The organism is Pseudomonas sp. V98_8, assembly GCF_029967975.1.
Lineage (GTDB): Bacteria > Pseudomonadota > Gammaproteobacteria > Pseudomonadales > Pseudomonadaceae > Aquipseudomonas > Aquipseudomonas umsongensis.
Genome location: NZ_JASCAE010000005.1, coordinates 16106 through 41133, shown reverse-complemented (window position 1 = coordinate 41133; position 25028 = coordinate 16106). Strand labels below are relative to the sequence as shown.

At 60.2% G+C, this 25028-nt stretch carries 24 protein-coding genes; 6 read left to right on the top strand and 18 right to left on the bottom strand.

Features of this window, described 5'->3' with window-relative positions; genetic code table 11:
• The first annotated feature begins 39 nt into the window (after nt 1-39).
• Entirely contained in the window at nt 40-729 is a 690-nt protein-coding gene (locus QLG10_RS04950; RefSeq protein WP_110748668.1) for a DUF4197 domain-containing protein, read from the top strand.
• Nucleotides 730-999: 270 nt separating this feature from the next.
• Here the strand turns inward: QLG10_RS04950 and QLG10_RS04945 are convergent, their stop codons facing one another.
• A complete protein-coding gene (locus QLG10_RS04945; protein WP_282485863.1) occupies nt 1000-4065 on the bottom strand; it encodes an efflux RND transporter permease subunit in 3066 nt (1021 codons plus the stop codon).
• 6 nt (nt 4066-4071) lie between these two features.
• On the bottom strand, nt 4072-5172 hold the full coding sequence (locus QLG10_RS04940; RefSeq protein WP_282485861.1) for an efflux RND transporter periplasmic adaptor subunit: 1101 nt from the start codon (nt 5170-5172) through the stop codon (nt 4072-4074).
• Between the two features lie 93 nt (nt 5173-5265).
• On the opposite strand from QLG10_RS04940, the gene QLG10_RS04935 reads away from it, so the two are divergent.
• Complete coding sequence (locus tag QLG10_RS04935) at nt 5266-5901, top strand: TetR/AcrR family transcriptional regulator (RefSeq protein ID WP_110748662.1); 636 nt, start codon at nt 5266-5268, stop codon at nt 5899-5901.
• Nucleotides 5902-6027: 126 nt separating this feature from the next.
• Here the strand turns inward: QLG10_RS04935 and QLG10_RS04930 are convergent, their stop codons facing one another.
• Nucleotides 6028-6807, bottom strand: coding sequence for a class I SAM-dependent methyltransferase (locus tag QLG10_RS04930; RefSeq protein WP_188265500.1), 780 nt, complete (start codon nt 6805-6807; stop codon nt 6028-6030).
• A gap of 96 nt (nt 6808-6903) precedes the next feature.
• On the opposite strand from QLG10_RS04930, the gene QLG10_RS04925 reads away from it, so the two are divergent.
• Nucleotides 6904-7524: an energy transducer TonB gene (locus tag QLG10_RS04925; protein WP_110748659.1), complete on the top strand. Its 621-nt coding sequence runs from the start codon at nt 6904-6906 to the stop codon at nt 7522-7524.
• Nucleotides 7525-7527: 3 nt separating this feature from the next.
• On the opposite strand, the gene QLG10_RS04920 is transcribed toward QLG10_RS04925, so the two are convergent.
• From QLG10_RS04920 to ppc, 7 genes are all read right to left on the bottom strand, one after another.
• A complete protein-coding gene (locus tag QLG10_RS04920; protein WP_282485859.1) occupies nt 7528-8223 on the bottom strand; it encodes an extensin family protein in 696 nt (231 codons plus the stop codon).
• Between the two features lie 2 nt (nt 8224-8225).
• On the bottom strand, nt 8226-9047 hold the full coding sequence (locus QLG10_RS04915; protein ID WP_110748654.1) for an isocitrate lyase/phosphoenolpyruvate mutase family protein: 822 nt from the start codon (nt 9045-9047) through the stop codon (nt 8226-8228).
• Nucleotides 9048-9081: 34 nt separating this feature from the next.
• A complete protein-coding gene (locus tag QLG10_RS04910) occupies nt 9082-9942 on the bottom strand; it encodes a DUF72 domain-containing protein (RefSeq protein WP_188265499.1) in 861 nt (286 codons plus the stop codon).
• Complete coding sequence (locus QLG10_RS04905; protein ID WP_033043307.1) at nt 9939-10244, bottom strand: hypothetical protein; 306 nt, start codon at nt 10242-10244, stop codon at nt 9939-9941. Before QLG10_RS04905 ends, QLG10_RS04910 begins: the two co-directional genes overlap by 4 nt.
• Before the next feature lie 244 nt (nt 10245-10488).
• Nucleotides 10489-11163 carry a tRNA (adenosine(37)-N6)-threonylcarbamoyltransferase complex dimerization subunit type 1 TsaB gene (tsaB, locus tag QLG10_RS04900; RefSeq protein ID WP_188265489.1) on the bottom strand — a complete coding sequence of 225 codons (675 nt, stop codon included), beginning with the start codon at nt 11161-11163 and terminating at the stop codon, nt 10489-10491.
• 87 nt (nt 11164-11250) lie between these two features.
• On the bottom strand, nt 11251-11898 hold the full coding sequence (gene adk, locus QLG10_RS04895) for an adenylate kinase (RefSeq protein ID WP_020799645.1): 648 nt from the start codon (nt 11896-11898) through the stop codon (nt 11251-11253).
• A 289-nt stretch (nt 11899-12187) separates the two neighbouring features.
• Nucleotides 12188-14818: a phosphoenolpyruvate carboxylase gene (ppc, locus tag QLG10_RS04890; RefSeq protein ID WP_110748648.1), complete on the bottom strand. Its 2631-nt coding sequence runs from the start codon at nt 14816-14818 to the stop codon at nt 12188-12190.
• Nucleotides 14819-15019: 201 nt separating this feature from the next.
• Here ppc and QLG10_RS04885 point away from each other — a divergent pair, with 201 nt between their 5' ends.
• The 3 genes from QLG10_RS04885 (at nt 15020) to QLG10_RS04875 (ending at nt 16881) form a co-directional block, all read left to right on the top strand.
• Nucleotides 15020-15364, top strand: a complete 345-nt coding sequence (locus QLG10_RS04885) for a hypothetical protein (protein WP_020799647.1) — start codon at nt 15020-15022, stop codon at nt 15362-15364.
• Between the two features lie 270 nt (nt 15365-15634).
• Nucleotides 15635-16042: a DUF4398 domain-containing protein gene (locus QLG10_RS04880; protein ID WP_188265487.1), complete on the top strand. Its 408-nt coding sequence runs from the start codon at nt 15635-15637 to the stop codon at nt 16040-16042.
• A gap of 47 nt (nt 16043-16089) precedes the next feature.
• Nucleotides 16090-16881, top strand: a complete 792-nt coding sequence (locus QLG10_RS04875; RefSeq protein ID WP_110748643.1) for an OmpA family protein — start codon at nt 16090-16092, stop codon at nt 16879-16881.
• Between the two features lie 90 nt (nt 16882-16971).
• Here the strand turns inward: QLG10_RS04875 and QLG10_RS04870 are convergent, their stop codons facing one another.
• From QLG10_RS04870 to QLG10_RS04835, 8 genes are all read right to left on the bottom strand, one after another.
• Nucleotides 16972-17301, bottom strand: a complete 330-nt coding sequence (locus tag QLG10_RS04870) for a hypothetical protein (protein WP_110748640.1) — start codon at nt 17299-17301, stop codon at nt 16972-16974.
• Entirely contained in the window at nt 17298-18212 is a 915-nt protein-coding gene (locus tag QLG10_RS04865) for an alpha/beta hydrolase (protein WP_110748638.1), read from the bottom strand. The genes QLG10_RS04870 and QLG10_RS04865 overlap by 4 nt, the downstream gene beginning before the upstream one ends.
• Before the next feature lie 149 nt (nt 18213-18361).
• Complete coding sequence (locus QLG10_RS04860) at nt 18362-19639, bottom strand: flavohemoglobin expression-modulating QEGLA motif protein (protein ID WP_020799652.1); 1278 nt, start codon at nt 19637-19639, stop codon at nt 18362-18364.
• Nucleotides 19640-19665: 26 nt separating this feature from the next.
• On the bottom strand, nt 19666-20220 hold the full coding sequence (locus QLG10_RS04855; RefSeq protein WP_110748635.1) for a hypothetical protein: 555 nt from the start codon (nt 20218-20220) through the stop codon (nt 19666-19668).
• A gap of 150 nt (nt 20221-20370) precedes the next feature.
• The gene (locus QLG10_RS04850) at nt 20371-21087 is read right to left on the bottom strand and encodes a TetR family transcriptional regulator (RefSeq protein ID WP_177411577.1); all 717 of its coding nucleotides are present in this window, start codon (nt 21085-21087) and stop codon (nt 20371-20373) included.
• Nucleotides 21088-21186: 99 nt separating this feature from the next.
• Complete coding sequence (gene lysS, locus QLG10_RS04845; RefSeq protein WP_033043263.1) at nt 21187-22689, bottom strand: lysine--tRNA ligase; 1503 nt, start codon at nt 22687-22689, stop codon at nt 21187-21189.
• 106 nt (nt 22690-22795) lie between these two features.
• Nucleotides 22796-23891, bottom strand: a protein-coding gene (gene prfB, locus QLG10_RS04840; protein ID WP_098465888.1) for a peptide chain release factor 2 whose coding sequence is annotated in 2 segments (ribosomal slippage) — nt 22796-23818 and nt 23820-23891 — 1095 coding nt in all. Because the reading frame shifts where the segments join, the coding sequence is not laid out codon by codon here.
• Between the two features lie 92 nt (nt 23892-23983).
• Nucleotides 23984-24985, bottom strand: coding sequence for a PleD family two-component system response regulator (locus QLG10_RS04835; protein WP_282485838.1), 1002 nt, complete (start codon nt 24983-24985; stop codon nt 23984-23986).
• Nucleotides 24986-25028: the final 43 nt, after the last annotated feature.

Genomic DNA, 25028 nt, shown 5'->3' with positions numbered 1-25028 from the left:
CTTATTGAAATGCGTGTCTTTTTGAAAAAGGAAGTTGCCATGCTCCGCCCTACCCTCCGTTTTGCCGGCCTGTGCGCAGGCTTGATGATCTCTGCCAGCGCCCTGGCACTGTCCCTCAGCGACCTGTCGCAAAAAGACGCCACCGGCGGTCTCAAGGACGCCCTGACCCAAGGCGCGCAACTGGCGGTGAAACAACTCGGCACCCCGGGCGGCTTCAGCAACAACCCGGACGTGAAGATCGAACTACCGGGCAAGCTGGGCAAAGTGGCCAGCAAAATGAAACAGTTCGGCATGGGCGATCAGGTCGATCAACTGGAAGCCAGCATGAACAAAGCGGCGGAAACCGCCGTGGTCCAGGCCCAACCGATCCTAGTCGACGCCGTGAAGAAGATGACGGTCGATGATGCCAAGGGCATCCTCAGCGGCGGCAATGATTCGGCTACCCAGTACCTGAACAAGACCAGCCGCGAACAAATCCGCGCCAAATTCCTGCCCATCGTCAAGCAAGCCACCGACCAGGTTGGACTGGCCCAGCAGTACAACTCTTTCGCCGGGCAGGCCGCGACCATGGGCGTGATCGATGCGAAGAACGCCAACGTCGAAAACTACGTGACCGAGCAGGCGTTGAACGGTTTGTTCGAAATGATCGGCAAGCAGGAAGAAACCATCCGCCAGAACCCGGCGGCAGCGGCGACCAGTTTGGCGAAGAAGGTGTTTGGCACGCTCTAAGCCACAACCCTGATCGTTCCCCACCCGCGTGGGAATGGATCCCGTGACGCTCCGCGTCGCAGCGCGCAGGACTCAAGCCTTGCGTCGACAGCGGAACGCGGAGCGTCCCCGGCGGCATTCCCACGCAGAGCGTGGGAACGATCAATCAAGAGGCGGCCTGGGAGCCGACCTGTGTTTTGTTGACCGTGTACATATCCATTGCTGCGCTAACGGATATGTACTCGAAAAACCAGAGCTTGGTCGGCCCAAAGGCCGCCAAGTCCAACGAACTCAGGCCGATTCTTTCTTGACCCGAAACCAAGCCGCATACAACGCAGGCAAAAACAACAACGTCAACGCCGTCGCCACGATCAACCCGCCCATGATCGCTACCGCCATCGGCCCGAAAAACACACTGCGCGACAACGGAATCATCGCCAGAACAGCTGCCAGCGCCGTCAGCACAATCGGCCTGAACCGCCGCACGGTCGCCTCAATAATCGCCTGCCACGGCTTCAACCCGGCCGCGATATCCTGCTCGATCTGATCCACCAGGATCACCGAGTTGCGCATGATCATCCCCGACAACGCGATGGTCCCGAGCATGGCCACAAACCCGAACGGCTGGCGGAACACCATCAGGAACATCGTCACCCCGATCAACCCCAGGGGCGCCGTCAGGAACACCATCGCCGTGCGGGAGAAGCTGCGCAACTGCAGCATCAGCAACGTCAACACCACCACGATGAACAACGGCACGCCAGCCTTCACCGAGTTCTGCCCGCGAGCGGAATCCTCGACCGTACCGCCGACATCCAGTAGATAGCCATCCGGCAATTCGGCGCGGATCGGATCGAGGGTCGGCAGGATTTGCTGCACCAGGGTCGCCGGTTGTTCCTTGCCATAGATGTCGGCGCGAACCGTCACGTTGGGCAGGCGATTACGGTGCCAGATCACGCCTTCTTCAAAGCCGTATTCCAGTGTCGCGATCTGCGACAGCGCAACGCTGCGACCATTGTCGGTCGGCACCGCCAGGCTTGGCAGCAGCGACAGTTCGGTGCGTTCATGCACGGTGCCGCGCAACAGGATCTCGATCAACTCGTTGTCTTCGCGGTACTGGCTGACGCTGGAACCGGTCAGCGAGCTCTGCAGGAACTTCGACAGGTTTGCCGTGCTCACGCCCAGTGCCCGTGCACGGTCCTGATCGATGTTCAGATAGACGACCTTGCTGGGCTCTTCCCAGTCCAGGTGGACGTTGACCACATGGGGGTTTTCGCGAACCTTGGCCGCGACCTTGCGGGCCAGTGCGCGGACTTCCTCGATGTGCTCACCAGTCACCCGAAACTGCACCGGATAGCCAACCGGCGGACCGTTCTCCAGGCGCGTGACCCGCGAGCGCAAGGCCGGGAACTGTTCGTTGAGGGTCGTGATCAGCCAGGTGCGCAAGGGTTCGCGGTCTTCGATGGTTTTTGCCAGGACGACAAACTGCGCGAAGCTCGCCGCTGGCAATTGCTGATCAAGCGGCAGGTAAAAACGCGGTGAGCCGGTCCCGACGTAGGCCACGTAGTTGTCGATGCCGGCTTTGTCCTTGAGCAACGCTTCGAGGCGCTTGACCTCCTCGGCGGTATTGCTCAAGGACGCGCCTTCGGCCAGCTTCAGGTCGACCATCAACTCCAGTCGGCCCGAGGCCGGGAAGAACTGTTGAGGTACAAATCGAAACAGTACGATGGACGCAATGAACAGCACCACCGTCGCCGTGATCACCGTCTTGCGCCAGCGCACGCACCACTCCACCAACCGTCGGACGCGTTGATAAAACGGCGTGCCATAGGGATCGGGTTGGCCCGGGCCATGTTTGGCCGCGTGAATTTTCGCCAGGTCCGGCAGGAGCTTTTCCCCCAGATAAGGCACGAAGAGCACCGCCGCCACCCAAGATGCCAACAGTGCAATGGTCACCACTTCAAAGATCGAACGGGTGTATTCACCGGTACCCGATTGCGCGGTAGCGATCGGCAGGAAACCGGCGGCGGTGATCAGCGTGCCGGTTAGCATCGGGAACGCGGTGCTGGTCCAGGCATAACTTGCCGCCTTGATCCGGTCGAAGCCCTGCTCCATTTTGATCGCCATCATTTCCACGGCGATGATAGCGTCGTCCACCAGCAAGCCCAGCGCCAGCACCAGGGCGCCGAGGGAAATCTTGTGCAGGCCTATCCCCAGGTAATACATACAGGCGAACGTCATCGCCAGCACCAGCGGAATGGCCAGGGCCACCACCATGCCCGTGCGTACCCCGAGGGAGAAGAAGCTCACCAGCAAGACGATGGCCAGCGCTTCGACCAACACCTGGACGAACTCGCCGACGCCGGTTTTCACGGCAGCAGGTTGGTCCGAGACCTTGCGCAGCTGCATGCCGGCCGGGAGGTTCTTCTGGATACGGGCAAACTCGATTTCCAGGGCCTTGCCCAGCACCAGAATGTCGCCGCCGTCCTTCATGGCCACGGCCAGGCCGATGGCGTCTTCACCCATGAAGCGCATGCGTGGCGCTGGTGGATCGTTGAAACCGCGGCGCACGTTGGCGACATCGGCGATGCGGAACGTACGATCGCCGACGCGAATCGGGAAGTTCTTGATCTCTTCGACCGTCTGGAAATTCCCCGAGACCCGTAGCTGCAATCGCTCGCTGGTGGTTTCGAAGAAGCCGGCGGTGGACACCGCATTCTGTTCCTCAAGCGCTTGTTGCACCGCCGCCAGCGGCAGCCCAAGGGTGGCGAGCTTGACGTTGGACAGCTCGATCCAGATTTTTTCGTCCTGCAAACCGAGCAGGTCGACCTTGCCCACATCCTTGACCCGCTGCAGCTGGATCTGGATGCGGTCCGCGTAGTCCTTGAGCACGGCGTAATCGAAACCTTCGCCGGTCAGGGCGTAGATATTGCCGAACGTGGTCCCGAATTCATCGTTGAAGAACGGCCCTTGAATACCTGGCGGCAAGGTATGACGAATATCGCTGACCTTCTTGCGCACCTGATACCAGAGGTCCGGTATCTCCACCGAGTGCATGGAGTCTCGGGCGATAAACGTCACCTGTGATTCACCCGGGCGCGAGAACGACACGATGCGCTCATACTCGCCGGTTTCCATCAGCTTCTTTTCTATGCGTTCGGTGACCTGGCGCGAGACTTCCTGTGCGGTCGCCCCCGGCCAGTTGGTACGGATCACCATGGCCTTGAAGGTGAACGGCGGGTCTTCGCTTTGACCCAGCTTGGTGTAGGACAGTGCGCCGACAATCGCCAGCAGGAGCATCAGGAACAGCACGATCTGGCGATTGCGCAGCGCCCAGGCGGAAAGATTGAAACCCATCGGGGATTACTCCTTGTGCGCCAGGTTGACCACACGGTTGGAGCGATCCACCGGGCGCACGGACTGCCCGTCGAGAAGCACATGGACGCCGGCGGCCACCACCCAGTCGCTGGCATTGAGGCCTTCGAGTACCGGGACGGTTTTCTCACCGAAGGCACCGACCCGAACCGGGGTCTTCTTCAAGGTGTTGTTGGCGCTGACGACCCAGACGTAGGTCACGCCGTTCTCCGCGGTCAGCGCCGACAGTGGCACTGACAACGGTACGGATTGGGCGCTCTGAACGAAGACACGGGCGCTCTGGCCCAGTTCGACCGGGACCTTGCCCGCATTGAAGGCGATACGCGCGGCGAAGGTGCGCGACTTTGGATCGGCGGCCGGCGACAGTTCGCGGATGTGTCCGGCGAAGCGCTGGTCCGGCTGGGTCCACAGTTCTACCGAAACCGGTTGACCCACCTTGAAGCGGCCGAAGCTTGCCTCCGGCAAGCTGATCAACACTTCACGCTCACCATCGGTGGCCAGGGTAAACACCGTTTGCCCCGCCGCGACCACTTGCCCGACTTCCACCGCTCGCTTGGCCACAACGCCATCCTGCGGCGCCCGCAGCACCGCGTAACTGGCCTGATTGGTGGAGGCGTTGAACTCGGCCTTGATCTGTTTAAGCCGCGCTTCACCGGACCGGTACAGGTTTTCGTGATTGTCATACTGCGAGCGACTGACCAGTTGGCGTTCCATCAGCGTTTTATAGCGATCACGCTCGGCACGCACCATGTTCAGGTTGGCCTCGGCGGCCGCGACCTGGGCACGGGTGGCCTCCAGTTGCAGGCGCACGTCCTGGGGATCGAGTTCCGCCAGCGGCTGGTCGGCCTTGACCCGCTGCCCTTCGTCGACCAATCGTCGGCTGACTTTTCCGCCAATCCGGAACGCCAACTCCGGCTCAAAGCGGGCACGGACTTCACCGGGATAACTTTCCATCGCCTGGGTTGAAGGCTCTGGCTGGACCACCATGGCCGGTCGAACGCTGACTTGAGGCGCCTCTTCGTGACCGCACGCGGTCAATAAAAACGCCAGGGTGACTGGCAACGCGAGGGGCAAGGCATAGCGGAACATGGTGAAGGACCTTTCGCCAATGGTGCTTGGAATAATTATACTGACGAGTATGTTATTAATAGCAAACTCACCAGTCCAGTAATAAAAGCGAATATGCCGAACAATCTTTCAGCACCCAATGGCCCGGGCCGCCCCAAGGATCTGGCCAAGCGCCAGGCGATCCTCGATGCAGCGAAAACGCTGTTTCTGACCAAGGGATATGCCAACACCAGCATGGATGCTGTCGCTACGCAGGCCGGGGTGTCGAAGCTCACGGTCTACAGCCACTTCAACGACAAGGAGACGCTGTTCTCCGCTGCCGTGGTGGCCAAGTGCGAGGAACAACTGCCGTCGCTGTTCTTTGAGCTGCCCGAAGGCGTGGCAGTGGAAACCGTGCTGCTGAACATCGCCCGCGGCTTTCACCAGTTGATCAATAGCGACGAGTCGGTGAACCTGCATCGACTGATCATGGCCCTGGGCAGCCAGGACCCGAAACTTTCGCTGATCTTCTTCGAGGCCGGACCTCAACGCATGCTGCACGGCATGGAGCGGTTGCTGGGCAAGATCAATCAGAGTGGCGAGTTGAGCATCGACAAACCGCGTAATGCGGCGGAACACTTTTTTTGCCTGCTCAAGGGCGCGGCGAATTTTCGGTTGCTGTATGGCTGTGGCGAGCCGCTGACCGGAGAAGCGGCCGAGAGCCATGTGCAGGAGGTAGTGGGGTTGTTCATGCGGGCTTACAGGCCCTGACAGTGATCGTTCCCACGCTCTGCGTGGGAATGCCTCAAGGGACGCTCCGCGTTCCAGCTCTCGAATGGGACGCGGAGCGTCCCGGGCTACATTCCTTTGCGGCGCGTGGGAACAATAACCTTCAACTTAGGGCTTGAGCGCTTTCTTCGGGTAGATGTCATACCGGCTGGATTTGCCATCCAGTGCATGGCTCGGCTTGGGCCCCTCAATGCACGGCGCCTTGCGCGGACGCTTGACCACCACCCGGTGGCTGGCCAGGGCCAGGGCGGCTTCAAGCAAAGCCGGCGCATCCGGATCATCCCCAACCAGTGGCCGGAACAGGCGCATTTCCTTTTTCACCAGCGCGGTTTTCTCACGATGGGGGAACATCGGGTCGAGGTAGATCACCTGCGGCGGTTCGCCCTGCCAATTGCGCATCACCTCGATCGAGTTGCCCTTGAGCAAGCGCATGCGCGCCACGATGGGCGCCACGTCAAAATCTTCCGCGCCACGGGCCAGGCCATCTTCAAGCAAGGCACCAATCAACGGCTGACGCTCGATCAGGCTCATCTCGCAACCCAGGCTAGCCAGCACGAACGCATCCTTGCCCAGCCCCGCAGTGGCATCCAGCACACGCGGACGCACGCCTTGGGCGACGCCGACGGCCTTGGCGATCATCTGCCCGCTGCCGCCACCGTACAACCGGCGATGCGCCGCGCCACCCTCGACGAAATCCACCCGCACCGGTCCGGGCGCGTCCGGCCCCAGCTGTTGCAGCTGCAGCCCCTGGTCACCCACCTGCAACGCGAACTCGCCATCAGCCACTTGCAGCGGCAGGCCCAGACGCTCGGCCCATTGCTCGGCCTGGGGCTCGAAGGCTGCGCTCAGCGCCTCGACATGGATGCGGCAGGCCGCAGGTTGATCAATCATGGGAAAACACGCTCAAAAAATTAATGATCGGCAAAAACGGCCGATAACAAAACTATCGAGCATTTTGCCAGAGCTGAGCGTCGACCGAGAGAAATGTCAGACATTCAACCCACAATCACAGGCTTTATCTCGCCCTACGGCGATTACAACCTGCGAAATACCCAGGTACTGGGCGGCGTCAGTCACATATGGCAGGATTTCTTTGCCCGTGCACTGGCCGAACAGTCGGGTGAAGTGCTGCCACAATCGCTGAATTTTCCACCGGTCGATTTGCAAAGCCCGGTTGAACCCACCGTGGGCAGTGACCTGCTGGCGCACATCGTTGCCCAGCGCGAATGCGACGTGAAAGACAACGAAGTTCGCCCGCCCGAACCGCTGTTCCTGCCAATTGCCGAGTTCGAAATGGACCTGGCCGACAAACCATTCCCACCGTTCCCCGCCGAAGCAATCGTTGCCCAGCAGCAACAGCAAGACTTCGAGAGCGGCTGGGTGCGCCCGATCGTGCTCACCGCCGGTCAGCCGTTGCCGCAAGTCGGTCCCGCGCCGCAACCGCGTCCACTGCATTTGCCGATCGCCGAGTTCGAGCTCGATCTGCTGGACAAGCCGTTCCCGCCGTTCTCGCCTGAAGAACTGCTGGAGCAACAGAAACAACTCGATTTCGATAACGGCTGGGCACGCCCGATCATCCTGCAGAACCTGCGCCTTGCCGCCTAAGCGTCACCGACAGACCCACCAAGGCCCGACATCCAGATGAAAGTGATTGCGATGGGCGGCGTTGTAATCCGGGCTCAGCACCACGCTGAACAGGCCACAGGCGCCATCGCGCACCTGCCTTAAAAATCTTCCATCCTGATTATCCTTCGGCCAATCCCTGAGTACATCGACAGTCCGGCCATCCGCCAGTCGAAAACCGGCGATATCCAGTGCATTGGCCGACGCGTGCTGGCTGAGCCTGCCATTCTCGCGACTGTAGACATTGCGGCAGGCAAAGCTGCCAAGGTGATCGACCCGTGTGACCGCTTGCCCGTAGATCGCCTGCGCCACAGGTTGCAGCGCGTGATGCTCGAACAGGGCAAACGACACGGCGAGTCGGCAGCTGGCAAGGAAACTGCTGCTCAAGGCCACGTCCCCGCCCTGTACACGCAAGACATTGGTCAGCGGACATTTGGCGTCCGGGCTGTCGGCCTGATGGGTCACGCGCAATCCGGAGCTGCTCAATGCCTGCTCGCACAGCTGCGAATCAGCGCGCAGACGCATCAGTTTGAAGCGGGTCAGCAGGTTGGGCTCCGCCTTGACGTCCAGCGGCGCCCAGGGATTCCACTGCGGCGGCAAGGAGATCCAACCGCGCCAGACGCCCGCTCCCGCAACTGCGATGATCAACAGGATCAGCAGCAGCCACCCGCGAAACCGCACCGTCAGCCTTTGAAAAACTGATTGGCCTGGGCGTAGGGCATGGAGCGCGACGTGAAGCCGAACGTGCCCGCCGTCTTGATCTCTTCGGCCGCGCGGTAGAACTCACCCAGCGCCGCCAGGGCCAGTGCCGAGCCGACACTGATGCGCTTGACGCCCATTTCGCCCAGTTGCTCGACCGTCAGCTTCAAGCCGCCGGACATCAACACATTGACCGGTTTCGGCGCCACGGCGCGAACCACCGCCAATACCTCTTCAGCACTGCGCAACCCTGGCGCATACAACACGTCGGCACCCGCTTCGGCGAATGCCTGCAAGCGGCGAATCGTGTCGGCCAGATCCGGATTGCCATGCAGATAGTTCTCGGCCCGGGCTGTCAACGTGAACGCGAAAGGCAAGCTGCGAGCCGCAGCGACGGCGGCCTCGATGCGCGCCACGGCATGTTCGAAGCAATAAATCGGCGCGTCCGGTCGGCCCGTGAAGTCTTCGATCGAACCGCCGACGGCACCTGCGGCCGCCGCCGCCAGAATGCTTTGCGCACATTCGGCAGGATCATCGGCAAATCCGTTTTCCAGATCGACCGCGACCGGCAGGTCGGTGGCGGCGACAATCGCCCGGACGTTGGCCAGGGTGTCGTCCAGCGTCAAGCCGCCATCGGGGCGTCCCTGGGAGAAAGCGTAACCGGCGCTGGTGGTCGCCAGCGCCTCGAAACCCAGGCTGTCGAGCATCCTGGCCGAACCGGCATCCCACGGGTTGGGAATCACAAAAACCCCGTCGCGTTCGTGCAAGGCTCTGAACGCTTGGGCTCGAAGGGTTTGCGCATCCATTGGCTGGCTCCTCTGAAAGGGAAACGAGTCCGCTTCAGAGCAAGCCAAGTTGCTCCGCCGCGGGTTCTCTGTATAGCTCAGGCAGCGCCGGCAAGCCAGGCAGACGCAGCATCAGGCGCGCGTGGAAACGTTGTGCCAGTTTCGCCGCGAGCACATTGTCGGCGGTGTGCAGGAAGATGTAAGGCGTACGACCCTCTTCGATCCACAGGGCGATTTTCTCCACCCACGGCAACAGAAACGGTTCATTGGCTTCAAGCTGCGGATGACCGATGAAACGCACCTGCGGCAATTGCGTGAACGCTGCCGGGCGCGGCGGCACACGGGGTTTCTTCGATTGGGCGTGCAGCACCGAAGGGTCGGTGGAGGTACAGCTGAACAAAGCACGGGGATCAAGGCAGATGCGCTCGACCCCACGATCGAGCAACAGGCGATTGAGCATCCGCTCGTTCTCGCCCTTGGCAAAGAACTCGTCATGCCGCACTTCAACGGCCAGCGGGCGCTGCAGCGCGTCGATGAATCCGGCCAGCTCGGGCAAGCGTTGCGGCGTAAAGCCCTTGGATAATTGCAGCCACAACGGCGCTACCCGCTCGCCCAGCGGGCTGAGCAATCGGGTGAAGGTTTCGGCGGCAGTCAGTTGTTCCCGCAGGTCCCCGCCGTGACTGATCTCGCGGGGAAACTTCGCGGTGAAGCGAAAGTGTGCGGGCATGACCTCGGCCCATCGTTGCACGGTACTGGCAGAGGGACTCGCGTAGAAGGTCGTATTGCCTTCCACGGCGTTGAACACTTGGCAATAGAGACCCAGAAAATCGGCGGGCCTGGCCGCTGCCGGGTAGAGGTAATCACGCCAGGCGTTTTCGCTCCAGGACGGGCAACCGAGGTAGTAAGGCAACATCAGATGTACAGGTCGAGGCCCAGCACTTGTGCATCCCAATCGACGAAACTGGCGGTGCTCAGGTAACTGGCCAGCGCCATTGCCACGCTTTTGTTCATCGCGCGGTGATAAAGCATGTCCTGCTGGCGGGCGGGAAGATTGCTCAGCTTTTGCGCAGCGGCTTTGGCGGCACGGGCAGCCAGCTGTTCTTCAGTCGCAAATGCAAGTTCGCCTTCGATATCGACGGACTCGTCTTCCACTCGCGGGTCTTTGCGAGGCTTGCGCTTGATCGGGTAGGACTGAGAGGAAACGCCGTCTATACGCATAGGTGCATGCTCGGTATCAGTAATGGCAGTCTAGTGGCACATAACCCACATCGCAAACTGCCTAGTGATAACTAGAACACATAAAAGGCAAAAGGTTTAAAACCCGGGGTTAGAAAAACGACGATTGGCTGGCGTTTACCTTGTGGCGAGGGGATTTATCCCCGCTGGGCTACGAAGCGGCCCCAAAAAAATGGGACTGCTATGCAGTCCAACGGGGATAAATCCCCTCGCCACAGGAGAATGCTTAACGTGCTTTAGGTGTCGCCACTTTATCGCGCAGATAAACCGGCTGCGCCTCATCCGCCACGATCGCCTCGCCACGTTCCCAAGCGAAACGCGCCAGGGTCAACAAATCTTCAGCATGGGGCAACATGCCCGCATCCTGCCCGCTCAGGCTGACGCCAATGCGTTCGGCATAGCCCCAACCGGTGCCCGCGCCGAACCACTCACCGCTGGCATCGGCCGGCAATGCAGCGACTTCCGGTGGCAATACCGCTTCGGCGCCAATCAGGCGCATCTCCCCTGCCGATTCGCGGTAGCAACCCCAATACACCTCGTCCATTCGCGCATCGATGGCCGCCGCGACCTGGCTGGCACCGTGTTCGCGATAGGCGCGTTGGGCCAGCACCGCCAGGTTCGACACCGGCAATACCGGGCGATCGAGTGCGAAGGCCAGGCCTTGCACCACACCGATGGCAATCCGCACGCCGGTGAATGCACCCGGCCCGCGACCGAAGGCGATGGCATCGACCGCTTGCAGGGTAGTACCGGCATCGGCGAGCAATTGCTGGATCATCGGCAGCAGCTTCTGTGCATGCAGGCGCGGAATCACCTCGTAATGGCTCGTCACTTTGCCGTCATGCAGCAAGGCAACGGAGCAAGCTTCAGTCGCGGTGTCCAGGGCCAGCAAGGTGCTCATCGATGTTTCCACAAGAGAGGTCAGAAAAAAGTCCGTCAGTATAAACAACTACGGCCCGCAAGCGGGCCGTAGAAGATCAAGCTATTTTCAGCTCAGGGCAGCCAGCACCTTGTCGGTGATCGCTTCAACCGAGCCGACGCCTTCGATATGGCTGTACTTCGGCTTGCCGTTGGCAGCAGACAGCTTCTGGTAGAAGTCCACCAGCGGTTTGGTCTGCGAATGGTAGACGGACAGGCGATGACGCACGGTTTCTTCAGTGTCGTCCTTGCGCTGTACCAGCTCTTCGCCGGTGATGTCGTCCTTGCCAGCAATTTTCGGCGGGTTGTAGACGATGTGGTAGACACGACCGCTGGCCTCGTGAACACGGCGACCGGCGATACGCTGCACGATCTCTTCGTCTTCAACGGCGATTTCAACCACCGCGTCGAGCTCGACACCGGCAGTCACCAGGGCTTCAGCCTGGGGAATGGTGCGCGGGAAACCGTCGAACAGGAAACCGTTGGCGCAGTCGGACTGGGCGATACGGTCCTTGACCAGGGCGATGATCAAGTCATCGGACACCAGGCCACCGGCATCCATGATGCTCTTGGCCTTGATGCCCAGCTCGGTGCCAGCCTTGACCGCGGCACGCAGCATGTCGCCGGTGGAGATTTGCGGAATACCGAATTTTTCGGTGATGAACTTAGCCTGAGTACCTTTACCGGCCCCGGGAGCTCCCAGCAGAATGACGCGCATCGATGTGCTCCTCAATTTTTTATATGGATAACGTCAGATTCGCCTCGTGGGGCCAATCTCAAAAATAGGGTCGTGACCGCCCAAACGGCCAAAGGCTGATCAAGATACACAGCAGGCTTCGCCCACACAAGCCGCCAAAAGTCGGAGAAACCACTGCCTGTCGTGACCGCGCAACCCGGTTCCCCAAGTCGCAACCCCATCATTAACTGTCGCCTGGCAGCACTTTTTTACCCGCCTTTGAACCGCATCCGGCGCTCCCGCCGGATGCCCAAAAGCATGGCAAAAATCCTCAGCCGGTGTTGCGCAAACCGGCGGCAATCCCTGCTACAGACACCAGCAACGCCTGTTCTACCGGGCTGTCCTGGGCCACATCCGGTTGCCGCGATCGTGCCAGCAACTCTGCCTGCAATAGATGAAGCGGGTCGAGGTAAGTGTTGCGCAAGCGGATGAATTCCAGGGTGGCTGGGCTATGTGCCAGCAGCTGCGACTGACCGGTCAAGCCGAGAACGATGGCGCATGCCTGCGACAATAGGTCGCGTAAATGCGCGCCCAAAGGTAGCAAGTCCGGCTCGACCAGACGCTCGTCGTAGGAGCGGGCAATATCCGCATCGGCCTTGGCCAGGACCATTTCCAGCATGTCGATGCGCGTGCGGAAAAACGGCCACTGCTCGCGCATCTGCTGCAGCAGTTCGCCCTCACCGCGCTCCAGCGCTTTGCTCAGGGCCGCTTCCCAGCCCAGCCAGGCGGGCAGCATCAACCGGGTCTGGGTCCAGCCGAAGATCCACGGGATGGCCCGCAGACTTTCGATCCCGCCGGCACGGCGCTTGGCCGGGCGACTGCCCAGCGGCAGGCGCCCTAGCTCCTGTTCCGGGGTGGACTGGCGGAAATATTCCACGAACTGCGGATTTTCCCGCACCACCGCACGGTAGGCGCTGACCCCATCGGCGGCCAGTTCGTCCATCAGATGGCGCCACTCAGGTGTCGGCGGCGGCGGTGGCAGCAAGGTCGCTTCGAGCACCGCGGCCAGATACAGATTGAGGTTTTGCTCAGCAATGTCCGGCAGGCCGAATTTGAATCGAATCATCTCCCCCTGCTCGGTGGTGCGGAAGCGTCCGGCGACTGAACCCGGCGGCTGCGACAGAATCGCCGCGTGCGCCGGGCCGCCACCCCTCCCCACCGTGCCGCCACGACCATGGAACAACAGCAGTTCCACGTCGTGCGAGCGGCAGATATCCACCAGTTGTTCCTGCGCCCGGTACTGGGCCCAGGCGGCTGCCGTGGTCCCTGCGTCCTTGGCCGAGTCGGAATAACCGATCATTACTTCCTGCGGGCCTTGCAGGCGCGAGCGATAGCCCGGCAGCAACAAGAGTTTCTCGATCACTGGACCTGCGTTATCGAGGTCGGCAAGGGTTTCGAACAGCGGCACCACGCGCATCGGCCGCAATACCCCTGACTCCTTGAGCAGTAGTTGCACGGCCAGCACGTCGGAAGCAGCACCGGCCATGGAAATCACGTAGGAGCCCAGCGACGCCCCTGGCGCCGCAGCGATTTCCCGGCAAGTCGCCAGCACTTCGGCGGTATCGGCCGAAGGCTTGTAGTAGGCCGGCAACAAGGGCCGACGGTTATTCAGTTCGCGCGTCAGGAAGACGATACGCTCTTCTTCGCTCCAGTCTTCATAGCGACCCAGGCCAAGGTAGTCGGTGATTTCGGTCATGGCCGCGGTATGGCGCGACGAGTCCTGACGTACGTCGAGGCGCACCAGGAACAGGCCGAACGTCACGGCCCGGCGCAGGCAATCGAGCAAGGGACCGTCGGCGATGACGCCCATGCCGCACTCATGCAGCGAGTGGTAGCACAGCTCCAGTGGGTCGAGCAGGTCGCGATTGTCTTGCAGCACATCGGCCGGTGCAGGTGTCGGCGTCGACAACGCGGTGTGCGCCCAGCTTCGCGTGGCGCGCAGGCGTTCGCGTAGCTGCTTGAGCACAGCGCGGTAAGGTTCGGCGCTGTCGCCAGCCTTGGCCTTCAATTCTTCACTGGCCTGCTGCATCGACAACTCCGCAGCCAAATGATCGACATCGCGAAGGTACAAATCGGCCGCCATCCAGCGCGCCAGCAGCAGTACTTCACGGGTCACGGCCGCCGTCACGTTGGGGTTGCCGTCGCGGTCGCCACCCATCCACGAGGCAAAACGAATCGGCGCCGCTTCCAATGGCAAATGCAGTCCCGTGGCGGCATGCAGGGCCTGGTCCGCCTTGCGCAGGTAATTGGGGATCGCTTGCCACAGCGAATGCTCGATCACCGCGAAGCCCCATTTGGCTTCGTCAACCGGCGTCGGGCGCGTGCGGCGGATTTCTTCGGTGTGCCAGGCTTCGGCGATCAGGCGCTGCAACGTCGACTTGATCTGCTCGCGCTCAGCGCTGGTCAGGTCGCGATGGTCCTGCGCCGCCAGTTGCGCGGCGATGGCGTCGTATTTCTGGATCAGCGTGCGGCGCGCGACTTCGGTCGGGTGCGCCGTCAGCACCAGCTCGATTTCCAGCCGTCCCAACTGACGGGCCAGGGACTCGGCGCCATGACCTTCGGCGCGCAGGCGGGCGAGCAGCTCTGGCAGGACCCGCGCCTCGAAGGGCGCGGGCTGGGATTCTTCACGTCGGTGAATCAGCTGGTACTGCTCGGCAATGTTGGCCAGGTTGAGAAACTGGTTGAACGCCCGCGCCACTGGCAGCAGTTCGTCCTCCGTCAACTGGTTGAGGCTGGCGCTGAGCTCGGCGTCCATGGAACCGCGACGGTCAGCCTTGGCGCCCTTGCGGATCTGCTCGATCTTGTCGAGAAAACCGTCCCCGTACTGTTCCCGAATGGTGTTGCCCAACAACTCACCGAGCAGGTGAACGTCTTCGCGCAAGCGTGCATCAATATCGGTCATCAACAGTTCTCCAGCGAAAAATCCGGTCGACCAGGAACCTTAAGAGTGCCGCTCCAGACCGGTTCTTACAAGCAAGACGACGAAGGGCCTTTAAACCTTTGGCGTAAAAGCTAGTCTCAAGGGTAAGCCGTACAACGGCTTGTCGCCGGCATCTGCCGGACATTCCCCGCCTGCCGGGAGCAGGAGTGCAATGAGGTCATTATGAAAATCCGCGAGCTTGCCAACCACTGGGAAGAAAACGCCAAGGGTCGCCTGACCGACACAGGCTATTCGATTCATCTGGACGTGGAGGCTGCCGCACGGCTTGCGGCGATTATCGAGATGTACCCCAAGCGGCATCCTGAAGAACTGCTGGGCGAGTTGATCGGGGCTGCCCTGGAAGAACTGGAAAAAAGTTTTCCGTATGTGAAAGGTTCCACCGTAGTGGCCACTGATGAAGAGGGCGATCCGTTGTACGAAGACATCGGCCCGACCCCACGTTTCCTCGCTTTGTCCCGTCGTCATTTGCATGACCTGTCGGCCGCTGGCGACAAGCAAAAGCACTGATTTTTTTTGTATTTGTCCCTCCTGAAAATCACTGTTCGCACCCCTTTCGAGGGGTGTGATCAGCTATGTTCATCGCCACATTCCTCGATATAGAGCCCTTCGAGCTGCGTCGAAGTTTTTTCGATAGCCAGCTAAATTTCTGAACTTTCAAAAAACGCCTCGGGTCAACCCAGTAACCACGCCTGGGACGGCCGTTTCAAAAAGCCTTGTGAAATACGGTTTCGGCTCATTGCCCAGGATGGATATTCACGTTGCTCAGGAGTTAGCCCAATGGAGTTGAAAACGATGAAAACCCGAACTGGCAAATCCTCTTCCCTGCACGGACTGAAAATGGCGGCACTGGCCATCGGCACAGGCCTCGTGCTGGCCGGTTGCGCGGGTAACCCGCCCACCGAGCAATTCGCCGTCACCGAGTCAGCGGTCAACAGCGCCGTCAGTGCCGGTGGTACCGAGTTCGCGGCAGTGGAAATGAAGGCTGCACAAGACAAACTCAAGCAAGCCGAAATCGCCATGCACGACAAGCAGTTCGATCAAGCCAAGACCTTGGCCGAACAGGCTGAGTGGGACGCTCGTGTAGCCGAGCGCAAAGCCCAGGCGATGAAAGCCGAACAATCTGTGAAGGACTCTCAGAAAGGGGTTCAGGAACTGCGTCAGGAAAGCCAGCGCACCGTTCAGTAACAGCGCTGCACGACGTGTTTCTTACTCGATTGAAAAGGACTAAAACCATGAATTCAAAAAATTTGATGATCCCTGCCCTGCTGGCCGCCAGCGTTGCTTTGGCCGCATGCTCAACGCCACCGAACGCCAACCTGGAACAGGCCCGCACCAATTATTCCGGCCTGCAAGCCAACCCACAGGCGAGCAAAGTCGCGGCGCTGGAAACCAAGGACGCCAGCGATTACCTGGACAAGGCCGACAAGGCCTACCTGGACAAGGAAGACCCGGCCAAGGTTGACCAGTTGGCCTACCTGACCAACCAGCGTGTCGAAGTGGCGAAACAGACCATCGCCCTGCGCACCGCCGAAGCCAATCTGAAGAACGCTTCTGCACAACGGGCCCAGGCGCGTCTTGACGCCCGCGACCAGCAGATCAAGCAACTGCAAGACAGCCTCAATGCCAAACAGACCGATCGCGGCACGTTGGTGACCTTCGGTGATGTGCTGTTCGCCACCGACAAGGCCGAGCTGAAATCCAACGGCATGATGAACATCAACAAACTGGCGCAGTACCTTCAGGAAAATCCGGACCGCAAGGTGATTGTCGAGGGTTACACCGACAGCACCGGTACCGCCTCGCACAACCAGTCACTGTCGGAACGCCGCGCCAGCTCCGTGCGCATGGCGCTGGTGAAGATGGGTGTTGATCCAACCCGTATCGTCGCCCAGGGTTATGGCAAGGAATATCCCGTGGCGGAAAATACCAGCGTCTCGGGCCGGGCACAGAATCGTCGGGTGGAAGTGACGATTTCCAATGACAACCAGCCGGTGATTCCGCGTTCGGCGGTGAGCTCGAATTAAGCATCATGCAATAATCTAAAAGCCCCGCCTGATCTGATCAGGCGGGGCTTTTAGTTTTCAAGATCAAAAGATCGCAGCCTTCGGCAGCGCCTACTGTTCCAGCTTCTGCGGCGTTTCCTGCCCCATGCAGCGCACCGCCTTCTTCTTGTTGTTGACCAGCACGCCGGTCAGGCCTTTCTGCTCGGTGTCGAACAACACCAACACACCATCGATGCACTGCGCCACTTGCGCCGCCGGCTCCAGGGAGACTTTGTAATCTTCGCCCGGCACGGTCTTGAGCATGGTGAAATCGTTGAGCAGCAACGCATCCTCTGGCTTGGCGAAGTGCAGGTAGCCGTACCACCACAAGGCCGCGACGGTGCCGAGGATGCTGCAGATACCGGTGATGATCAGCGGGATGGCGTTACGTTCTTCACTCATTGCGGGCTCTCTGGTGGTTCATTTTCAGAATGTTCGGGTGCCGGGTAATTGGGGATTTCGCCCAAGCGGCGCAGGCCGTTGAAATGCTGCGGATCATCGAGATAACGCAACATGACCTTGCGCCAGACCGGGTCGGCGAATGTCTGCACGTGACCGCCACGGGTCAGTTGCAGCACCCTGGGCGGCGGCGCAGCTTGATACAGACGGATGCCGTTGGAAAGAGGCACGAGCGGATCGTCGATGCTGTGATAGATCAGTTTCGGCACGCCATTGAGCTGCGCCATGGAATTGATCGCACTGTCGCCATCAGGCACCAGCCAGGACAGCGGCACCTGGAACGCCCAGAACACCCATGAATTGCTCAGCGCATAACGACCGACACTGCGGTAACTGGCAGGCACACCATCGAGCACAACCGCCTTCAGTTGTTTTTGCCGCTCGGGGTGTTGCACGAGGTAGTGAACCGCCATCGAACCGCCAAGGCTCTGTCCCAGCACGATCAGCGGCTTGCCCTTGACCTCCGGGGCCTGGTCGAGCCACTTGAACGCGGCGTCGATGTCCTGATAGATCGCCGGCAAGCTCGGTTCGCCCTCGGACAAGCCGTAACCGCGATAGTCCACCAGCAACACCTGGTAACCCTCTTTAGGCAGCCACCAGCTCCCGCCCAGGTGCATGGGCAGGTTGCCACCGTTGCCGTGCAGGTGCAGAACAGTGCCTTTGACCTCGACACCTTTTTTTGCCGGCAGCCACCAGCCGTGCAGCTTGAGGCCGTCGGCGGTAGTCAGGGTGACATCGCGGTATTCGAGCTTGGCTTTTTCCGGGGTGAACAACTGGCCTGGCTCGGGGTAGAACAGCAGCGAGCTGCAACCGCTCAGGGCCAGGAGAAGGCAGAAGATGCCGAGGATTCTCATCCGGTGAAACCTCGCGAAAAAATGAGGTGGAACGTAATTCACATGTGGGAGCGGGCTTGCTCGCGAAAGCGGTGTGTCAGACAACAGAAATGTTGAATGTTAGACCGTATTCGCGAGCAAGCCCGCTCCCACATTTGGTCCGCGTCTTCCTAAAGAATGTTGGAGTAATCCGCCTCGATCCGGTCCAGGCTCAGGTGATTGAGGAAGTTGGAGAAACACATCCACGCCGACAACGCGTTCATGTCGCGAAACTGTTCAGGCAGGTACTTGGGCGGCACCACCAGGCCTTCATCCACCAGCAGGCGCAAGGTGCGCATGTCTTCCAGGGTAGTCTTGCCGCAGAACAACAGCGGTATCTGCTCCAGCTTGCCTTTACGCACGGCCAGTTGAATGTAGTTGTAAATCATGATGAAGCCCTTGAGGTAGGACAAGTCTTTGGTGAATGGCAGACCTGTCGGCACCGAGCCGCGGAAAACGCGACTGGCGTTGCTGTAGCTCTCGGGCATCTCGAAGCCTTGTTCGCGGAAGAACTCGAACACCTGCAGGAAATCCGCGCCCTCCTCGACCATGTGAATGGCCCGCGTGCGGTTGGTCAGTTTGCGCAGGCGGCTCGGGTAGGAGGCAAAGGTGATGATTTCCATCAGGATCGCCAGGCCTTCCTGGGTCACCGTCGACGAGGGCGGCCCCTTGGACAGGAAGGTACAGATCGGCTGGTTCAAACCGTTGAGGGTGGTACCGACATGCACCAGCCCTTCGTGGACCTCCAGGGCGCGCACATCGCGCTGATTGAACATCGCATCGGAGCGGATCTTGATGTAGTCAGCGCCGGCCGCCGCATCGGCGACGATGCCGTCAGACTCGAACACGCGGATGGTTTCCTCGGCTTCGCCAAATACTTTGTTCAAGCGATGTTGCAACAGGTCGACCGCTTCCTTGGCCGTCAGCGTCTTCGGTTCATCCTTGAGGTCGCCACGACCGTCGATGTTGTTCAGGTACTCGGACAACATCATGCCCAGGTCGGACAGGGTCGGGTCGCCAGCATGAAAGGCGTCCGAGGCAGCGCCATACAACTCCTGGGAAATCAGGCCGAAATCCTCGGTGCCACGCGCTTCTAGCATGCGCACCACCATCCGGTATTCCTTGCACATGCGGCGCATGATTTGCCCGACCGGGTTGAACTGGCCGAGTTGACGGGTGATGTCGCGCTCGATGTTCTGGAATTCCAGCTTGACCTTGCTGGAATCGAAGGCCAACGGACGGTTGAGATAGTAATCACGGTCCACCGCGGGCATTTCCTTGCCCTTGGCCTTGAGGAAGCCCTTGCGGATGTTGTCGTCCCATTTCACCGCATCGAGGACACGAATCGGCGTCTGTGCCAGCACAATGCGATCGGACAAAATGCGTATCGACTGCTGGTAATCGTCCACCCGGAACTCCTGTTGAAACCTGTTGGTTATTGGGCCTTGGCCTGGCGCTGGTAGCGGACCGCTTCGACGAATACATCGGAGTTGGCGGGATCGTCGAGGTAGGCCGATACCTGGTCCATCTTGCTGTCGATCAACACACCCTCGCCGTCGTCGGTCTGGAAGCCTTCGCCACTGAGAATTTTCTGCCCAAGCGCCTGCTTGATTTGCTCGAGGTCGAGGTTGTACACCACCAGTTCACGCTTGTCGGTGAGTTCGAGGCCGGCAATCGTGAAATGCCCGCCGAACCGGGCCGGCACTTTCGCCGAGAGATACCAGCGGCTACCGTGGTGAGACAGGGTAAATGGATAGGCTTCGCGTTCCTTGGGCCTGGCCTTGAAGTAGCTGACCGCCTGATAGCGATTGTCGCCGATGCGCGTCAACTCCAGATTCAGCGGTTCACCCCAGGCGTTGGTACTGGTCCATTTTCCCAGTAACCCCTTTGGCGCGGGCTCGCTCGTGGGCAGCGGCTCCTTGAAAGTCACCAGGCAGCCGCTGAGCAGCAGGAACGACAAGGCGATCACTACGGCGCGCCAAGCTTTCATTCAATACTCCCTATTTGGAACGAGCTCCATCCCAAGGTGGGAGCGGGCTTGCTCGCGAAAGCGGTACAACATTCAACATTGATATCGACTGACACACCGTCTTCGCGGGCAAGCCCGCTCCCATAGGGGTTAAGCGTACACCCCAGCGGATTAAACCGAAGCCAACACCAAATGCATATAACGCGTCAGTATGCCGAGCATCTCCTCTTCGGCATCCGGTTCGGCGTCGTTGAGCAGGCCCTGATATTCCATCCGTCCGATTATCGCCGTCAACACTTTGGCGTCCTGTTGTGGTTCGCGAGAGCCCAGCACCTGGAAAAGCTGGCAGGAGCCCTGCAACAGGATTTGCTGATGGGAGCGCACCAACTGGGCCAGGCGCGGGTTCAGCAGCGCTTCCTGGCGGAACGCCTGCTCGGCCATCAAGTGCTCACGGCGGGTGATCAGTTGCCGGTGGACATAGTCGGTCATCAACCGCGCAATGTCGTCCGCCAACTTTGATCGAGCCTGCGCACTGCCATCGCCACTGGCGATCATGTCGCGCAGCAGGCCCTCGTTGTTCACCCACAGCTTGGCCATGTAGGCCGCGCTGCGCTCCACATACTGGGCGAAGGTATCGGTGAGCAGGTCATCGATATCCTTGAAGTAGTAAGTGGTTGCCGATAACGGCACTTGCGCCTCGGCAGCCACCGCACGATGCCTTACGGCCCGTACGCCATCGCGCACGACAATGCGCATCGCGGCATCGAGAATGTCCTGTCGACGTTGCTCGCTGCCCTGCCGGCTGGCCTTGCGGCCCTGGTACTGAACACTTTCAGCAACCGCAGTGGCGATACCCGCTGCACCTTCTTGAGCCATTGCACGATTCACGACAGGTCTTTCCTCTCAGATGAAACTAACAAGTTGATACGTTTGTACCAGACAGGCAATAAAAAGCCGCCTGAAGAGGCGGCTTTTTTATTGAAACACTTACGCCTGTGGCCGCATGTGCGGGAACAGGATCACGTCGCGGATCGACGGGGAGTTGGTCAACAACATCACCAGGCGGTCGATGCCGATGCCTTCACCGGCCGTCGGTGGCATGCCGTACTCCAGCGCGCGCACGAAGTCGGCGTCGTAGTGCATGGCTTCGTCGTCGCCAGCGTCCTTGTCGGCCACCTGGGCCATGAAACGCTCGGCCTGGTCTTCCGCGTCGTTCAACTCGGAGTAGGCGTTGGCGATTTCACGACCACCGATGAACAGCTCGAAGCGGTCGGTGACATTCGGGTTCTCGTCGTTGCGGCGAGCCAGCGGCGACACTTCGAACGGGTACTGGGTAATGAAGTGCGGCTGCTCCAGCTTGTGCTCGACCAGCTCTTCGAAAATCATCACCTGCAGCTTGCCCAGGCCTTCGAAGCCCAGCACCTTGGCGCCGGCCTTCTTGGCGATGGCGCGAGCCTTGTCGATGTCGTTCAGGTCATCGGCGGTCAACTCAGGGTTGTACTTGAGGATCGAGTCGAACACCGACAGGCGCACGAACGGCTCGCCGAAGTGGAACACCTTGTCGCCGTACGGCACGTCGGTGCTGCCCAGGACCAGCTGTGCCAGCTCACGGAACAGTTCTTCGGTCAGGTCCATGTTGTCTTCGTAGTCGGCGTAGGCCTGGTAGAACTCCAACATGGTGAATTCAGGGTTGTGACGAGTCGAAACGCCTTCGTTACGGAAGTTGCGGTTGATCTCGAACACTTTTTCGAAGCCACCAACCACCAGACGCTTGAGGTACAGCTCTGGCGCGATACGCAGGAACATTTCCATGTCCAGCGCGTTGTGGTGGGTTTCGAACGGCTTGGCCGCGGCGCCACCTGGAATGGTCTGCAGCATCGGCGTTTCGACTTCGAGGAAGTCGCGCTTCATCAGGAAGCTGCGAATGTGCGCGATCACTTGCGAACGTACGCGGAACGTCTGGCGCACGTCTTCGTTGACGATCAGGTCAACGTAACGCTGGCGATAGCGCTGTTCGGTGTCGGTCAGGCCGTGGTGCTTGTCCGGCAGCGGGCGCAGGGATTTGGTCAGCAGGCGCACGTTGGTCATTTCAACGTACAGGTCACCTTTGCCGGAACGGGCCAGGGTGCCTTCGGCAGCAATGATGTCGCCCATGTCCCAGGTTTTCACCGCGGCCAAGGTGTCTTCGGACAGGGTCTTGCGGTTGACGTAGACCTGGATGCGACCAGTCATGTCCTGGATCACCATGAACGAGCCACGGTTGAGCATGATGCGACCGGCAACCTTGACCGGGATTGCAGCCTCTGCCAGCTCTTCCTTGGTCTTGTCCGCGTACTGTTTCTGCAAGTCATTGCAGTAGTTTTCGCGGCGGAAGTCGTTGGGGAAGGCATTGCCCTTGGCGCGCTCGGCAGCAAGCTTTTCCTTGCGCAGGGCGATCAGGGAGTTTTCTTCCTGTTGCAGGGCTTGCGGGTCGAGTTCTAGGTCGCTCATGTCTTTAAATATTCCATCACAGGTTCGTTGCCCCCGGGCCTGCGGCCCGGGGATCGCCAGCAAGCCGGCTCCTACAGGGATCGGGACCGATCCCGTATTGCATGTCTTACAGCCCTGATTTCAGGCTGGCTTCCAGGTATTCGTCGATATCGCCGTCGAGCACCTTGTCGCAGTCGCTGCGTTCGATGTTGGTACGTAGATCCTTGATCCGCGACGCATCGAGCACATAAGAACGGATCTGGTGACCCCAGCCGATATCCGACTTGGTGTCTTCCAGCGCCTGGGACGCGGCGTTGCGTTTCTGCATTTCCTGCTCATACAACTTGGCCCGCAGCATTTTCATGGCGGTGTCCTTGTTGGCATGCTGGGAACGTTCGTTCTGGCAGCTGACCACGGTATTGGTCGGTACGTGGGTGATACGTACGGCCGAGTCGGTGGTGTTTACGTGCTGGCCACCGGCACCGGAGGAACGATAGGTGTCGATCCGCAGGTCCGCCGGGTTGATCTCGATTTCCACCTTGTCATCGATCTCTGGCGAGACGAAAACCGCCGAGAACGAAGTGTGGCGACGGTTGCCGGAGTCGAACGGGCTCTTGCGAACCAGGCGATGTACGCCGATCTCGGTACGCAGCCAGCCAAAGGCGTATTCACCCTTGATGTGCACGGTCGCGCCCTTGATGCCCGCGACTTCACCGGCCGACAGTTCCATGATGGTGGCGTCGAAACCGCGTTTGTCAGCCCAGCGCAGGTACATGCGCAGCAGGATGTTGGCCCAGTCCTGGGCCTCGGTGCCACCGGAGCCGGCCTGGATATCCAGGTAGGCGTTGTTCGGGTCCATTTCATGGCTGAACATGCGGCGGAATTCAAGCTTGGCGAGGTTTTCCTCAAGACGGGCCAGCTCGGCGACGACATCGCCCACTGCGCCTTCGTCGTTTTCTTCGACAGCCATGTCCAGCAGGTCGCGGCAATCGGCCAGACCCGTGTTCAGTTCGTCGAGGGTATCGACGATCTGCGCCAGCGCAGCGCGCTCGCGGCCCAGTTCCTGGGCGTATTCAGGTTTGTTCCAGACACTCGGATCTTCAAGCTCGCGATTGACCTCGGTCAGGCGCTCATGCTTTTGATCGTAGTCAAAGATACCCCCGAATAGTTTCGGAGCGCTCGGACAGGTCCTTGATGGTGTTAAGGATCGGGTTGATTTCCATGGCGGGCAGCACTCGTTGGCGAACTTTTGAAAGCCGGCGAGTATACCGGCAAACGGCCGGAAACGGCAGTCCGCTTGGCCGAAAAGGCCTGCCTACGCAATCCCCACCTGATTACGCCCGTTGTTCTTCGCCTGGTACAGCCCCTTGTCCGCCGCCGAGATCAATTCACGACAATTGCTGCCAGATGTCGGGATCATGGTCGACAGGCCGATGCTGATGGTCAGGCTCGATCCTTCGGTCGGGGCTATATGCGGGATCTTCAGCGCGGCCACGGTCATGCGCAGTTTTTCCGCCACCAGCCGCGCGCCGCCCTGCGAGGTGTTGGGCAGTACCAGGGCGAATTCTTCGCCGCCATAGCGGGCCGGGAGGTCGGAAGGCCGGGAGCTGGCGTCGCGGATCGCCGCGGCGACCTGGCGCAAGGCTTCGTCGCCTTCCAGGTGACCGAAGGTGTCGTTGTAGGTCTTGAAATAGTCCACATCGATCATCAGCAACGACAATTGGCTCTGCTCACGCAGCGAGCGGCGCCATTCGAGTTCCAGGTATTCATCGAAATGCCGACGGTTCGACAGCCCGGTCAGGCCGTCGGAGTTCATCAGGCGTTGCAGCACCAGGTTGGTGTCGAGCAACTGTTGCTGGCTGACCCGCAAGGCGCGGTAGGCCGCATCACGCTGCAGCAGCGTCATGTAGGAGCGCGAGTGATAGCGAATGCGCGCCACCAGCTCGATGTTGTCCGGCAGCTTGACCAGATAGTCATTGGCCCCGGCCGCGAATGCCGCGCTCTTGATCAGCGGGTCTTCCTTGGTCGACAGGACGATGATCGGAATGTCCCTGGTCGCCGGGTGGTTGCGGTATTCGCGCACCAGGCTCAGGCCATCGAGGCCGGGCATGACCAGGTCCTGCAGGATCACCGTCGGCTTGATGCGCACGGCATGGGCGATGGCCTGGTGCGGGTCGGCGCAAAAGTGGAAGTCGATGTTTTCTTCGTTCGACAAACCGCGTCGTACGGCCTCGCCGATCATCGCCTGATCGTCCACCAACAGCACCATGGCGGCATTTTCGTCAGTCTTGAAGTCGTCGAGCTGTAAATCATTCATGTGCGTTCACCTGAATACTACTTGGGCCAGGAATGCGGTTGAA

Bases quoted from the DNA above. Each gene is read 5' to 3' on its own strand.
- QLG10_RS04950 (WP_110748668.1), top strand. From the start codon at position 40: ATGCTCCGCCCTACCCTCCGTTTTGCCGGCCTGTGCGCAGGCTTGATG.
- QLG10_RS04945 (WP_282485863.1), bottom strand. From the start codon at position 4,065: ATGGGTTTCAATCTTTCCGCCTGGGCGCTGCGCAATCGCCAGATCGTG.
- QLG10_RS04940 (WP_282485861.1), bottom strand. From the start codon at position 5,172: ATGTTCCGCTATGCCTTGCCCCTCGCGTTGCCAGTCACCCTGGCGTTT.
- QLG10_RS04935 (WP_110748662.1), top strand. From the start codon at position 5,266: ATGCCGAACAATCTTTCAGCACCCAATGGCCCGGGCCGCCCCAAGGAT.
- QLG10_RS04925 (WP_110748659.1), top strand. From the start codon at position 6,904: ATGTCAGACATTCAACCCACAATCACAGGCTTTATCTCGCCCTACGGC.
- QLG10_RS04915 (WP_110748654.1), bottom strand. From the start codon at position 9,047: ATGGATGCGCAAACCCTTCGAGCCCAAGCGTTCAGAGCCTTGCACGAA.
- QLG10_RS04905 (WP_033043307.1), bottom strand. From the start codon at position 10,244: ATGCGTATAGACGGCGTTTCCTCTCAGTCCTACCCGATCAAGCGCAAG.
- tsaB (WP_188265489.1), bottom strand. From the start codon at position 11,163: ATGAGCACCTTGCTGGCCCTGGACACCGCGACTGAAGCTTGCTCCGTT.
- adk (WP_020799645.1), bottom strand. From the start codon at position 11,898: ATGCGCGTCATTCTGCTGGGAGCTCCCGGGGCCGGTAAAGGTACTCAG.
- ppc (WP_110748648.1), bottom strand. From the start codon at position 14,818: ATGACCGATATTGATGCACGCTTGCGCGAAGACGTTCACCTGCTCGGT.
- QLG10_RS04885 (WP_020799647.1), top strand. From the start codon at position 15,020: ATGAAAATCCGCGAGCTTGCCAACCACTGGGAAGAAAACGCCAAGGGT.
- QLG10_RS04880 (WP_188265487.1), top strand. From the start codon at position 15,635: ATGGAGTTGAAAACGATGAAAACCCGAACTGGCAAATCCTCTTCCCTG.
- QLG10_RS04875 (WP_110748643.1), top strand. From the start codon at position 16,090: ATGAATTCAAAAAATTTGATGATCCCTGCCCTGCTGGCCGCCAGCGTT.
- QLG10_RS04870 (WP_110748640.1), bottom strand. From the start codon at position 17,301: ATGAGTGAAGAACGTAACGCCATCCCGCTGATCATCACCGGTATCTGC.
- QLG10_RS04865 (WP_110748638.1), bottom strand. From the start codon at position 18,212: ATGAGAATCCTCGGCATCTTCTGCCTTCTCCTGGCCCTGAGCGGTTGC.
- QLG10_RS04855 (WP_110748635.1), bottom strand. From the start codon at position 20,220: ATGAAAGCTTGGCGCGCCGTAGTGATCGCCTTGTCGTTCCTGCTGCTC.
- lysS (WP_033043263.1), bottom strand. From the start codon at position 22,689: ATGAGCGACCTAGAACTCGACCCGCAAGCCCTGCAACAGGAAGAAAAC.
- QLG10_RS04835 (WP_282485838.1), bottom strand. From the start codon at position 24,985: ATGAATGATTTACAGCTCGACGACTTCAAGACTGACGAAAATGCCGCC.